Origin of the sequence: Oerskovia flava, from assembly GCF_026163685.1 — a bacterium.
Lineage (GTDB): Bacteria > Actinomycetota > Actinomycetes > Actinomycetales > Cellulomonadaceae > Oerskovia_A > Oerskovia_A flava.
Map to the genome: position 1 here is coordinate 23668 of NZ_JAOXSR010000014.1, position 14189 is coordinate 37856.

Genomic DNA, 14189 nt, shown 5'->3' on the forward strand with positions numbered 1-14189 from the left:
CCCGACTGAGGTACGAGGACGCGGTCACACAGGGGGAGGCCTCGATGGCCACCGAACGCACGTCGGTCGCACCTGCTGGTCCCGACAGGCAACGTCTGCCACGTCACCCGCACGCGAAGGGCTTCTGAGCCCCACCGCTCCGCGACGCTCGCTCGCGAGCAGACCTCCCACCACGCCGTGGTGCCGGTGTCCGGCACATCCCGGCGGACCTCTCCGAGCACTCTCGCTCGGCATCGGCGGAACGACGCACCCGGCGCGCACGCGCCTCCACCTCTTGCACAGGACGGCGACACCCATGACCCCTGCACACTCCACGACCGGTAGAAGGCCCAGCGGCCGGCTCTCCTCGATGGTCGCGACCGGAACCCTCACCGGGTTCCTCGCGACCGGCCTGCTCGTCGGGGCGGTGCTCACGTCGCAGTCGGCGTCCGCGGCCGGCGGGCCGCCGGTCGGTCTGGGGACGGCCGCGACCTACTCGGTGCTCGGCGGGCAGGCCGTCACGAACACCGGGCCCAGCGTGCTCGGCGGTGACCTCGGCGTCCACCCGGGCGACGCCATCACGGGCTTCCCGCCCGGCACGGTCGGCGGCGCCACCCACGCGGGCGACGCCTCCGCGCTCCAGGCACAGTCGGACCTCGTCGTGGCCTACGACGACGCCGCGGGGCGCGCGACCGACGTCGACATCGCCGGAGACCTCGTGGGACAGACGCTCACGGGCGGGGTCTACACCTCGTCGGGCCCGATCGCCGTCAGCGGGACCCTGACGCTCGACGCGGAGGACGACCCGACGTCGACCTTCATCTTCCAGGTCGCCTCGACGCTCATCACCGCGTCGGCCAGCGACATCGTGCTCCTCAACGGAGCCCAGGCCTGCAACGTCTTCTGGCAGGTCGGGTCGTCCGCGACGCTCGGCACCGACTCCGACTTCACCGGCACGATCATGGCGCTGACCTCGATCAGCGTCACGTCCGGGACCGACGTCGTCGGACGAGCGCTCGCCCGCAACGGTGCGGTGACGCTCGACAACAACACCTTCACGTCGGGGGAGTGCGACAACAGCATCCCGACCGAGACGCCCACCGAGACCGAGCCGCCCACCGACACGCCCACCGACACGTCGCCGCCGACGGACACACCGTCGGAGACGACGAACCCCACGGACACGGGCTCGTCGCCCACACCGTCCGGGGGGACGCCCGGCGCGGGCGACGGGACCTCGAACGCCGACGGCACGCCGTCGGGTGACGGTCCCGGGCCGTCCGGCTCCGGCGGCGACGGACCGGACGGATCGTCCGGACCGGGGAGCGACGGCGGGCGGAGCTGGAGCGGTCAGGGCGGCACGGGCACGCAGAACCCGAGCGCGCTCGCGCGGTCCGGCACCTCGAGCGCCGCGCTGGTCGCCATGGCTGCGGGAAGCCTCGCCGTCGGCGGCACCGGGGTGCTCCTCGCCCGACGTCGTCAGTCCTGACCCGGTCCGGTCCTCAGGCCTGGTAGCCGTGCTGGCGCCGCACGAGGCGCCTCAGCATCAAGAGCGTCTGGACCACCGTGATGATGCCCAGGACGGGCCAGCCGATCGCGAGGACGGTCGACTGCGCCACCAGCGGCAGGGTGGTCCAGATCCAGGCGACGGCAGCGAGCACCACGACACCGACGAGGAGCGGGCTGAGGTAGGCCCAGCCCGCTCCGCGCTCGGCCTTGGCCTGGGCGGCCCAGTTGTCCGTGCGTGAGTGGGAGAGGAACTTGGACCAGGCGCGCACGAAGTGGCCGATGCGGATCCACATGTACAGCTCGGCGGGCACGAGGGTCGCGGCGAACAGCACGTCGCGCCACGTGCGGCCCTTGATCGACAGAGCGGTGCGCACGTTGAGCGCGATCGCGACGAGCGGTGGCAGGAGCCACACGGGGGAGAACTCGAACGCCTGGATGCTCAGGGCGCCGAGCAGGAGCATGCCGAAGAGCAGGCGCGTCGCGGCGTTGACGAGCATGCCCATGTTCTCCATCCAGCGCAGGCGGAGGTTCGGGTGGAACGGCTGCCCCTGGGTGTCACCCCGCTGCCCGGGCCACATGAGGTCGATCGCCCCGTAGTTCCACTTCACCTGCTGGCCGTCGAGGGCGCGGAGCGTCGTCATGCCGCCGACGGTCGCGCGGGCGGTCGCGCTGATCTTCGTGGAGAAGCCGAGCGACTTGATCTGCAGGCTCAGCAGCGAGTCCTCGACCTCGGAGTCGCTCACCCACGGGTTGCGCTGGTGGTGGGCCGCCATGACGGCCTCGAGCGCCGCCATCCGGAACAGCGACGCCTGCCCGCCGAGGACGGCCATGTTGCGCCCGCGCAGCAGGTTCTGCATGTTGAAGGCGGCGAACTGGGCGCGCTGCCCGGTGAGCAGGAACCGGGGGAGGCCCGGGCCGGCGTCGGTGGCGTCGACCGTGTAGATCGCGGAGATCCCACCGATGCGAGGGTCCGAGGACATCTCCTCCTCGAGGCGCTCGACGGCGTCCTTCGCCAGGACGGTGTCGCCGTCGACACCCAGCAGGTAGTCGGCGCCCTGCACGAGCCGGTAGCCGTAGTTCAGCGCGCCGACCTTCTTGTCGGCGAGCGTGCCGAGGTCGTGCACGTAGACGCGGGTGGTCTGCTCGACGCCCTTGCGCACGACCGTGTGCTCCCCGGCCAGCTTGGACGCCTTGGCGAAGGTCTTGTCGCTCGTGTTGTTGACCACGACGTGCACGACGTCGGGCAGGCGCGTCTGGCGCAGGAGCCCCTTGAGCACGGACTTGATCGTCGCCGCCTCGTTGTAGGCGGGGACGACCGCGCCGATGGTCGCCCGTCGCGTCCGGTCGGCGACGACGATCTCGGCAGGGGTGAACTCGTAGCGGTCCAGCTCGACCCCGAAGGCCGGGAGCGGGGTCTCGGTGAACGGGTCGGTGATCGACGTGGCGGGGGACTCGGAGAGCAGGGCGGTCATCGTGTTCCTCAGGTAGTCCAGGATTCAACGAGATGAATCCTGTGACGAGTACCTCGGCGTCCGCGCACCTCGGAGGCAGGAGAGTCCCAAGATTCGCTCAGGAGATGCCGCAGGTCGCGCACGGGAGGACGTGGTCGCAGAATGGCGGCATGAGCAGCGGAGGCGCACGTCCCGTCCGTGCCCGTGCGGGACGCGCACTCTCCGTGCTCGTCCCGGCGAACCAGCGGCGCACCCTGCCGGAGATCGTGGATCGCCTCGACCTCGACACCGGCGACCTGGGGGCGAAGCGATCGGCGTTCTGGGTGATGCTCGTGCTCTCGGGCATCATCGCGGTCTCCGGTGTGGTGACGGACTCGACGGCCACCGTCATCGGCGCCATGATCATCGCGCCGCTGGCGACCCCGATCCTGGGCATCGGGCTGGGCATCGTCCTGGGCGAACGGGCACCCGCGGCACGCTCACTGCTCTACGTCGTCAGCGGGGTCGCCGTCGTCGTCCTCCTCGGACTGCTCGCGACGCTCGTGCTGCCGTCGGTATCGGGCGTCGTGACGAACTCCCAGATCACCGGCCGCACCTCACCGGGGGTCGGTGACCTCGTCGCGGCCTTCGCGACCGGGTTCGCGGGTGCCATCGCGCTCGCGCGGCGCGACCTCGGGGACGTGCTGCCCGGGATCGCCATCGCGATCTCCCTCGTGCCGCCCCTCGGTGTCGTCGGTGTCTGCCTGGGCGAGGGCGAGCCCTCCCTCGCGGCCGGTGCTCTCCTGCTGTTCGTGTCGAACGCCGTCGCGCTCGTCATCGCGGCCGTCGTGGTGTTCTCGGGTGTCGGCTACGCCCGCGAGGAGCGCTCGCGGGGCGGCGACCCGGCCGGAGGTCGACGTCGGCGCTCGCGGCCGGTCGTCGCCCTCGCCGTGGTGCTCCTGGTGGCGGCGCCGATGGTGCTCAACTCCGTGCAGGCAGGCCTCGCGGACCTCTGGTTGAGCCAGGTCCGTGCGGCCGCGCTGGACTGGGCGGGCACGGGCGAGAACGCCACGGTCGACGACGTCCGCTGGCACGGTCACGACGTCGTGGTGGAGGTCCGCAGCCCCGGGGCGGTTCCCGACGTCGGAACGCTCCAGGACCGGGTCGACGAGCTCGTCCCCTGGGAGCCAGACGTCATCCTCGTGCACACGGTGGGAGAACGGGTGGATCCCGCGCGGGGGTGAGGGCCCCTGCGGGCCATCGTTCCGGATGCGCACGCGTTCCGGCGCTGGCATGCTCCCGTCATGACGACACCACCGGCTCCCGCATCTGCAGCGATCGTCAGGCAGCACCAGGCCCTCCTGGGGTCGCTGCCCTTCTCCGACGCCCAAGACTTCGAGGACGCGACGCGAGGCTTGATCGCCAGCCGGTCACCGAACGCGGTGACCTCCGAGGACGGCACCGTCCTGTGGGACAACGACACCTACGACTTCCTGACGGGCGACGCGCCCGACACGGTGAACCCGAGCCTCTGGCGGCAGTCGAAGCTCAACGCCGTCCAGGGGCTGTTCGAGGTGGTGCCCGGCATCTACCAGGTGCGCGGCATGGACCTGTCGAACACGTCCTTCATCGAGGGGGACGAGGGCGTCGTCGTCATCGACACGCTGCTGTCCGCCGAGACCGGTGCTGCCGCGCTCGCGCTCTACCGCGAACACCGGGGTGACCGCCCCGTCAAGGCTGTGGTGTACACCCACTCGCACGTCGACCACTTCGGCGGGGTGAAGGGTTTCGTGAGCCAGGAGGAGGTGGACTCCGGTGCGGTGCGGGTCTTCGCGCCGGAGGGCTTCATCGAGCACGCGGTGTCCGAGAACGTGTACGCGGGCACCGCGATGAGCCGCCGGGCGGGCTACATGTACGGTGCCGCGCTGGCACGCGGTCCGCAGGGCGGTGTGGGAGCAGGCCTCGGCCAGACCGTGTCGATCGGGACCGTCTCGCTCATCGCACCCACGGACCTCGTCACGACGACGGGGCACGAGGAGGTGGTCGACGGCGTCCGCATGGTGTTCCAGATGGCACCGGGGACCGAGGCGCCGTCGGAGATGCTCATCTACCTGCCCGACCACAAGGCGCTGTGCGCCGCCGAGGACGCGACGCACAACCTGCACAACCTGCTGACGCTGCGCGGCGCGGTCGTGCGCGACCCGCACGCGTGGGCGAAGTACCTCACCGAGACCGTCGACCTGTGGGGCGGAGAGGTCGAGGTCGTGTTCGCCTCTCACCACTGGCCCACGTGGGGCAGGGAGCGGGTCGTGACCTTCCTGTCGCTCCAGCGCGACCTGTACGCCTACCTGCACGACCAGACCCTGCGCCTGCTCAACAAGGGTCTCAACGGGCCGGAGATCGCCGAGGAGATCACGCTCCCGCCGGCGTTGGAGAACGCCTGGCACGCGCGCGGCTACTACGGCTCGGTGAGCCACAACGTCAAGGCGATCTACCAGCGCTACCTCGGGTGGTTCGACGGCAACCCCGCGCACCTCTGGGAGCACCCACCGGTCGAGCGGGCGAAGCGCTACGTCGACCTCGGAGGCGGCGCCGACGCCGTCGTCGAGAAGGCGCGGACGGCGTTCGAGGCGGGGGACTACCGGTGGGTGGCCGAGCTCGTCAACCACGTCGTCTTCGCCGAGCCGGACCACGCGGCGGCGCGCGCGCTGCTCGCGGACACGTACGAGCAGCTCGGCTACGGCTCGGAGAACGGCACGTGGCGCGACTTCTACCTCTCGGGCGCCGTCGAGCTGCGGGACGGACAGTTCGGCACGCCGACCGAGACCAACGCCCCGGACGTCGTCGGCCAGCTGACCCCGTCGATGCTCTTCGACGCCATCGCCATCCAGGTCGACGGCCCGAGGGCGTGGGACGAGAAGCTGTCGATCGACGTCGTGCTGACCGACGCGGACGAGCGCTACCGGCTCCGTCTGGCCAACGGCGTGCTCACCTACAGCGCGGCGGCGCAGAAGGGGGACGCCGACGTCACGCTCACGACGACGAGACGCGCACTGCCCGCGCTCGTCACCGGCGCGCTCACAGCGGACGGCCTGGCCGGAGCCGGGATCGAGGTCAGCGGCGACGCCTCGGTCCTCGGTCGCCTCGTGGCCGTGCTCGACCCGGGGGACGCGAACTTCGCGATCGTCACCCCCTGAGCCGGCCGTGGGACGGGCGCGCGCAGTTTCGACAGGACGCCGCGAGGTCCCTGTGGCAATGTCGTGCGCGACGGAGCGCACGAACCGTGCGGCGTCGGGGGCGCGTGAGCGGAGGACACCGTGATCATGGTTCGTCGTACGTCCAGGGGTTCGGCACCGCGCGGCGCGCTAGCGCGCCGCGCGGACCGGGTACGTCGGGGATGGGCTGCGCTCGGGGTGACACTCCTCGCGCTGCCGCTCGCGCTCGGCCCGGCGCTGCCGGCCGCCGCGGCCTCCTGGGGCATCCAGAAGACCGAGATCAGCACGGGCCCGTACGGGCCGGGTGACGACGTCCAGTGGATCGTCTCCGTCTCCTGCTCCGACCCCAACGCGGACCCGTGCGTGCCCACGACGCTCACCGACCCGCTGCCGGACGGGATGGAGCTCGTCAGCGCCTCGATCCAGAACCAGGGCGGCGCCACCGGCGGGGCGATCGTCGCGGACACCGAGACCGACACGGTGACCTACACCGCGGACAGCGTCCCCAACGGTGGCCAGGTCCAGATCCTCGTCACCGCGCGGGTGGACCCGGACCTCCCGTTCAGCCAGGACGGCGTGCCGATCACGAACACGGCGACGGTCGTCTCGGACAACGCGGTCGAGCAGTCCGCCTCCGACGACATCGTTCCGGTGGTCCCGCTCCTGCTCGACTCCGTGACGACCAAGAGCATCGAGCCGGACGGGGCGCTCGCCGCACCCGGTACGCCGGCGACGATGACGATCGGCGCGACGAACACCTCGAACGACCCCGTCGACACGCTCGTGATCCAGGACCCGGTCGACCCGACCGCCGACCCGAACCCGTTCACCCTTCTCGAGTACACGGGGACCGGCGACATCACGCTCCCACCCAACGCGACCGAGGTCACGGAGGAGTACTGGGACGGGGACTCGTGGGAACCGCTCGACGACACGGTCGACCCCACCACCGTGCAGGGCGTGCGGTACACGTTCAGCGGTGACATCCAGCCCGGCGCCACCGCGACGATCCCGGTCGAGGTCCAGCAGAGCGACGCCGTCACCGACCTCACCGACAGCACCACCGTCACCAACGACACGTCGTCGTTCGTGACGCACGGCGACGACCAGTCCGACCCGACGACGGCGAGCGACACGTACGTCATCACGCCGCCGAACAACAGCGTCACCGCGTCCAAGAGCTTCGACCCCGCCACGGTGAGCGCCGGCGCCCCGACCACCGTGACGATCGGCGCGACGAACACCGGTACGCCGGTCGACTCGCTGACGATCACCGAGCCGTCACCCGGGACGCCCAGCCCGTTCGAGGGTGAGGACCCGATCACCTTCACCGGGTTCGGCCCCGAGGGGGACGGGACAGGCGTGACGTGGCCGGCGGACGCCACCGAGGCCACGGTCACCTTCACGTGCGCCGACGGCGCCACGCCGAGCGACAGCACCACGACGACGGGGACGCTGCCCAACCCGCCCCCGGACTGCGAGCTGACCGGGTTCTCGGTCGAGTTCACGGGCGACATCGTCAGCGGTGGCGCTGCCTCGATCCCCTTCACGGCGGACACGGACCCCGACCAGGTGCCCGACGACGTCACCCACCCCAACGAGATCACCGCCGAGGTGCCGAACGCGTCCGGCACCGCCGCCGCCGACCTCGTGACCCTGAACGACCGGCTCGCGACGGAGACCGACAAGCTCATCGCGCCGTCGCAGATCCCCGCGGTACCGGGGCAGAGCGTCATCGTGCAGCTCCCGACCCAGCTCCTGCCGTTCGGACCGGACGGTTCGACGACGAACGCGGACCAGGTCGTCATCTCCGACCCGACCGACCCGTCCGACCCGGGTGAGTTCTGGGAGAACTTCACCGCCACGTCCGTGCGGACCACGGACGTCCCTGCGGGCTCCACCCTGACCGTCAACTATTGGGACGGCACGGCATGGGTCGAGGCGCCCGCCTGCGGGCCGTTCACCGGGCCGACGACCGCGAGCTGCGACCTGCCCGACGGCGCCGAGGGCGTCCAGTTCGTCTACGACTCGACCGGCGACGGGTTCCCGCCGGGCACGCAGTTCCAGCCCAACGTCACCGCCGACTACACCGGGCCCGCCGACCGGGACGACCCGATCGAGAACTGCGGCGCGTCGAGCGCGTCGTCCGGCACCGTCGACCCGACGCCCCCGGCCGAGGGGTGCGCCACGGTCGACCCGTTCCCCGTCGACGGCACGGGTGATCTGGACTTCGTCGACAAGACGTTCCTCGGGGACCAGCCCGTCAGCGTGCTGGCACGCTCCGACGACCAGGTCACCGCCCAGATCACATGGTCCACCAACGGCTTCTCCGGCGTCGACCCGATGGTGATCTCGGACATCGCCGACCCGGAGAGCACGCCGATCGCCGACTCCTTCTACGACGCGTTCGACCTGGTGCGGGTCGAGGCCATCGACTCCTCGGTCGACCCGCTCATCCAGTACGACCAGGTCGAGAGCGTCGAGCTTTTCGTCGACGGTGCGTGGATCGACGCGTCCGGTGACCCCTGCCCGTGCGCCGGGTCGTTCCCCGGCTACACGCTCACCGCGGACGAGCAGGCGGCGGCGACGTCGGTGCGTCTGACCTACACCGAGAACCCGGACCGCGCCGTCACCGACCCCCTCGCACCTCAGCCCGGTGACGGCGTCGCCCGGTCCACGCAGGCAGACGGGCGCCACCTGGACCTCACGTTCGAGGTGCGGGACGACAAGCGCAGCGACGGCTCGCCGGTGCTCGGCTCGACGCAGGGCACGCTCTACAACACCGACGACCCGGGCCTGGTGAACGACACTGCCCGCGGCACGGCGACCTTCGACGGCGACGAGTACACGGACGTCGACGACGACGACGTCCTCATCATCGACCAGCCGCTGAACGTCACCGTCGCCAAGGACTGGACCGGCGGCCCGATCTCGGTCCCGCCCCCGGGCACGCCGCTCGAGTTCTACCCCACCACGACGGTGACCGTCGCCGGGACGAACGCCTCTGCTGCGAAGGTCGACCAGCTCCGCCTGGCCGACCCGACGGACCCGGGCTCCGGGACCGTGCAGACCGCGGACGGCACGACGCCGTTCGACGCGTTCACGCTGCGCTCCGTCCAGATCGACCCACCGACCGGCGCCGAGACGAGCGCCGTCACCCTGTACTACGCCGGCGGCACGATCTCGACCCCTGCCCTCACCGAGGCCGAGGCCGAGGCGCTCACTGCCGCGGAGCTGGTCGACGTCGTCGGCGTCGAGGTCGTCTACGACGGGCTCGTCGAGCCGGGGGCCACGGGGTCGATGGACCTCACGCTGCAGCTGCGCGAGCTCGACAGGTACACGGGCGAGCCCGTCACGGTGGCCGACGACAACCCGGTCCCCAACGGCGCCGCCGCTACGATCGCCGATCCCGGTGGGACCGACGACGACGTGCGCCTCGCGAACGACGACGCCACCATGGAGCTGCAGGACGCGGCCATCGGGCTCGAGGTCGGCAAGTCGTTCAGCCCGGACACGGTGGTCGAGCCGAACAACGGGCAGGGCGGTGTCGACGACGCGCCCGTCGTGATGACGCTCACGGGCCAGCCGCTCGGCCCGTCACGCGCGGTCGAGATGGTCCTCACCGACGACGAGCCGCAGTTCTGGAACCAGTACGACCTCGTGGGCTTCGACCCGAGTGCCACGCTCGTGACACCGATCCAGCAGGTGCAGGTCGACGCCTTCACCGGAGGCACCTTCACGGGTGACGCGGACGGCGTCACCGTCACCGGTGGCGCCTGGGTCACCGGGACGCCCGCCAGCACGTTCGCGCTGCCCGACGGCGTGGACCCGGCCGGGGTGCAAGGGCTGCGTTTCACGTTCACCCGAACGGACGGGTCGGTGTGGGAGAACCCGGCGACCCCGACGCAGGCGGTGCCGATCCAGATCCTGCGGCGTGACGAGCTGCGCACGGGCGGTCCAGTCCTGCCCGACCTCGAGGCCAACCCGGCCGCGCCGGGGGAGGACGGCCCGGGCGTCGCGAGCAACGACGTCCAGGGGGTCGTCACCGGTGCCGACCTCGTCGTGGACCCCGGCACCGGGGACGTGGTCCCGGTCTCGGCGACGGACGAGACCGACGCGTCGATCCTCTACCAGCACGCCACCAACGCCGTCGAGATCGTCAAGGACTTCAACGGTGACGTCACGGGCGGCACCGAACCCCCGGACGCGGTCGTGCCGATGAACATCGCCGTGACCAACACCGGTGACCGCCCGATCGTCGACCCGGTGATCGTCGACGACCCGATGCCAGCCGACGCGGACGGGCCGCAGCTGCGCCTCGCGGACGGCGTCGACGACCCGTACTCCTACGTGCTGGCCGGCGACGCACCCGTCCCCGCCAACGGGACACCCCTGCCCACGGACCCGGACCAGGTCACGGTCGACGCGGACGGCGACCTCGCCGGGCTGACGTTCACGTTCCCCGAAGGGACCGTCCTCGAGGTCGGGCAGACGTACACGATCACCGTCCAGGTCCAGTTCCGCGTCACCCTGGCCGCAGGCACCGTCGTCGAGAACACGGCGGGGGTGACCGGGGACCGGCCGTGGGACGGGTGCGTCACCCGCCTGAACGACGAGACCGGTGCGTGCGAGGCCGACGCCGACGTGCAGACGATCCCCTCCGCGGTGCTCGCGCAGTCCAAGCTCGTCAAGGCGACGGACGACGACGAGCTGGACGTCTTCGTGGACCCGGACCCGGTGGCTCCGGACGTGCCCGGCGGGTGCGTACCGAACGCGGCCGGCTTCTACGCCTACCCGTGCACCCCGGTCGTCCCGCCGGGGCACGACGAGACCTGGCGCATCCGCGTGGACAACGTGGGCAACCTGCCGCTCGACAAGGTCGTGATCTACGACCGACTGCCGACACCCGGTGACACGGGGTCGTCCACCGACTCGCCACGCAACTCGCAGTTCACCCCGATTCTCAGCAACGATCCTCCGCCTCAGCTCGTCAACGCACCTCTGGGCAGCACGACGACGTTCTCCTACACGACCGTCGACGACTACTGCATGGACGACCTGAACCAACCGCTCAACGAACCCGTCTGCCCGACGGACGACCCGACCACCGGCTGGGTCGAGCTGACGGCGGACACGAGCGACGAGACCTACGCGCAGATCACCGCGATCAAGGCCGTCGTCGAGATGGCCGACGGCAACCTCTTCGCGCCCGGACAGTTCATCGCCCTGGAAGGGACGACGACGACGCCGCCGCTCGTGCCGGTGGCCGGCGACCGGGCGATCGCGTACAACTCGGCGGCCGCGTCCGGCGTGACGGTCACGAACCAGGGAGAGTTCCCCCTGCTGTCGGCCGAGGGCACCAAGGTGGGTGTCGCGACGGCGAGCGGCCCGCTGTCGGTGATCAAGATGGCGATCGGCGAGGGGAGCGAGTACGCACCCGAGTCCTTCGAGCTGTTCGTGCAGTGCACCTCGGCGCCCGGGACGTGGGTGGAGACGGTCATGGACCCGATCCCCATCACGGTCGTCCCGGGGGCACCGACCGTTGTGCCCGACCTGCCCTACGGCGCGGAGTGCACCATCACCGAGGACGGCACGAACGGTGAGACCGAGCTGATCGTCGGCACGGTGACGATCGACAGCGAGGACCCTGCCGACCCGACGACGATCGTCGCGGTGAACCGCTACGACCTGTCGAGCATCGAGCTGTCGAAGGAGGTCGTCACGGACGCGGTCGACCAGGACGGCGCGCCGGTCCCGTTCGGGCCGTTCGAGGCCACCGTGGACTGCACCTTCCTCGGGTCGCCGGTGTACGCCGAGGGGTACGGCCCGGACGACCCGATGGTCGTGACCCTCGAGGACGGCGAGACCGTCGAGCTGATCGGCCTGCCCGTGGGGTCGCAGTGCACGGTCACTGAGACCGGTACCGGCAACGCGTCGTCGGTGACGATCACCGTCGAGCAGCCCGTGACCGAGCCGGTCGTGACGGACGGCCCCGTGGCGGACCTCACGCTCGTCGGGGACGTCCTCGGTCAGTCGACGAACGACGTCACGTTGACCAACACCTACGACGTCGGCGCGATCGACCTCACCAAGGTGGTCGACGGCGAAGGCGCGGACGCCTACGGCACAGGACCGTTCAGGATCTCCGTGGTCTGCACCTACGACGACGACGGCGACGGACCGGGTGAGCCGCGCACGGTCTACGACGGCGAGATCGTGCTCGGTGCTGCCGGGCCGCTCGACGCGCAGATCGCCAACCTGCCCGCAGGCGCTGTGTGCGGCATCGAGGAGGTGGACGACGCGGGGGCGACGGGCGCCGTCGTCGTGCCGGACTCGGTGACGGTCGGATCCGGCGAGACCGCCGAGGTGGTCATCACCAACACGTTCGACGTCGGCTCGGTCCAGGTGGACAAGGAGCTCGACGGGCTCGGTGCGCTCTACGGCCCCGGCCCGTTCGAGGTCACGCTCGCGTGCACCTACGAGGACGTCGACCTCACGATCCCCGGCGGTGACGTGCGCGAGCTCGTGCCCGGGGAGCCGGTCGTGTACGACGGTCTGCCCGTCGGGGCGGAGTGCACCGTCACCGAGACGGAGACCTTCGGTGCGTCGTCGACGACCATGAGCGTCGACGGTGGTGAGCCGACGGACGGGACGGTGGTCGAGGTCACGGTCCCGCCCGTGGACGGCGGCTCGCCGACCGCGGTGACCGTCGCGGTGACGAACACGTTCCTCACCGCCCCGCTGGTCGTGACCAAGGTCGTGGACGGCGACGCGGCGCAGTTCGCTCCGCCGATGCCGGACCTCCCGCCCTTGCCGGACGTCCCCGACGGCCCGATCGATCCGACGACGCTCGCGGAGCTCCTGGAAGAGCTGGAGGAGTACCTGGCGGCGGTGCCGTTCGACGAGTTCCCCTACGCGGTGACGCTCGAGTGCACGACGTCGCAGGGCGCACCGGTCGACCTCATCCCGGGCGGACCGGACCGCCGCTTCGGCCCGGGCTTCCCGGCGCTGTACTTCGGGCTGCAGGACGGCGACACGTGCACCCTCACGGAGACGGAGACCGGTGGGGCGACATCGGTGGAGTACACACCGGACCCCGTCGTCATCACCGGCACGGCGAGCGCCCTCGAGCCCGTGACGGCCGTCGTGACGAACACGTTCGACACCGGGGCGATCGAGGTGACCAAGCTCGTCGCCGGCGACGGCGCCGACGCGTTCGGCGCGGGGCCGTTCGCCGTGAACCTCGCCTGTACCTTCGAGGGCGAGCCGATCGACGTCCCGGGCGGCGCGCAGCGAGCGATCGTGGGCGACGAGACGGTCGACTACGACGGCCTGCCGATCGGTGCGGAGTGCGTTGTGACGGAGACCGCCGCGGGTGGTGCGTCGTCGACGACGGTGTCGGCGACCGTGGAGGGCGGAGAACCCGGCGCGGCGACCGTCGGAGCGGACCCGGAACAGGTCACGGTGACGAACGTGTTCGACGTCGGCCAGGTCGTCGTGGCCAAGTCGCTGTCCGGGTCCGGCGCGTCCGAGCACCGCGAGGACGAGTTCGTCGTCTCGCTGACGTGCACGTGGGACGTCGACGGGGAGGCGCGCGACGTGGTGGTTCCCGGCGGCGCGGAACGCACGCTCTCCGCGGACGGCGACTGGACCGCGGTGTACGAGCAGGTACCCCAGGGTGCGACGTGCACCGTCACGGAGACCGGCACGGGCGCCGCGGACGAGGTGCGGATCGAGGTCGCGGGCACCGACGTGACCGTCGACCCCGGTGACGCGGCGGCGGAGTCGGAAACGTTCACGGTGCCGACGGGCGACGGCTCACGGACCGACGTGCGCGTGGTCAACTCCTTCACGAGCGAGGGGGCGAGCGGGGGTGGCGGCAGCCTGCCCGTCACGGGCGCGCGGCTCGGCGCGCTGACCGTCCTCGTCGTCCTCCTCGTCGGCACCGGAACCCTGCTCGTGGTCACCCGTCGTCCGGTGCCGGGCGCGGGCGCGCTCGGAGGTGTCGACTGACCGCCGGCGCGCGCACGTCGTGAGCATCCGTCCAGTACGTGCG

At 71.3% G+C, this 14189-nt stretch carries 5 protein-coding genes; 4 read left to right on the forward strand and 1 reads right to left on the reverse strand.

Annotated elements, in window-relative coordinates; genetic code table 11:
- Positions 1–295: 295 nt before the first annotated feature.
- Positions 296–1468, forward strand: coding sequence for an ice-binding family protein (locus OHL10_RS17820; protein WP_265523592.1), 1173 nt, complete (start codon positions 296–298; stop codon positions 1466–1468).
- A gap of 13 nt (positions 1469–1481) precedes the next feature.
- On the opposite strand, the gene OHL10_RS17825 is transcribed toward OHL10_RS17820, so the two are convergent.
- Positions 1482–2960, reverse strand: a complete 1479-nt coding sequence (locus OHL10_RS17825; RefSeq protein WP_265523593.1) for a glycosyltransferase family 2 protein — start codon at positions 2958–2960, stop codon at positions 1482–1484.
- Positions 2961–3109: 149 nt separating this feature from the next.
- Between OHL10_RS17825 and OHL10_RS17830 the strand changes: the two genes are divergently transcribed.
- From OHL10_RS17830 to OHL10_RS17840, 3 genes are all read left to right on the forward strand, one after another.
- Positions 3110–4162, forward strand: coding sequence for a TIGR00341 family protein (locus tag OHL10_RS17830; RefSeq protein WP_265523594.1), 1053 nt, complete (start codon positions 3110–3112; stop codon positions 4160–4162).
- Between the two features lie 60 nt (positions 4163–4222).
- Positions 4223–6115, forward strand: a complete 1893-nt coding sequence (locus OHL10_RS17835) for an alkyl/aryl-sulfatase (protein WP_265523595.1) — start codon at positions 4223–4225, stop codon at positions 6113–6115.
- Positions 6116–6331: 216 nt separating this feature from the next.
- Complete coding sequence (locus OHL10_RS17840; RefSeq protein ID WP_265523596.1) at positions 6332–14146, forward strand: DUF5979 domain-containing protein; 7815 nt, start codon at positions 6332–6334, stop codon at positions 14144–14146.
- Positions 14147–14189 lie beyond the last annotated feature (43 nt).

Coding starts and splice junctions, on each gene's coding strand:
- OHL10_RS17825 (WP_265523593.1), bottom strand. CDS start 2,960: ATGACCGCCCTGCTCTCCGAGTCCCCCGCCACGTCGATCACCGACCCG.
- OHL10_RS17820 (WP_265523592.1), top strand. CDS start 296: ATGACCCCTGCACACTCCACGACCGGTAGAAGGCCCAGCGGCCGGCTC.
- OHL10_RS17830 (WP_265523594.1), top strand. CDS start 3,110: ATGAGCAGCGGAGGCGCACGTCCCGTCCGTGCCCGTGCGGGACGCGCA.
- OHL10_RS17835 (WP_265523595.1), top strand. CDS start 4,223: ATGACGACACCACCGGCTCCCGCATCTGCAGCGATCGTCAGGCAGCAC.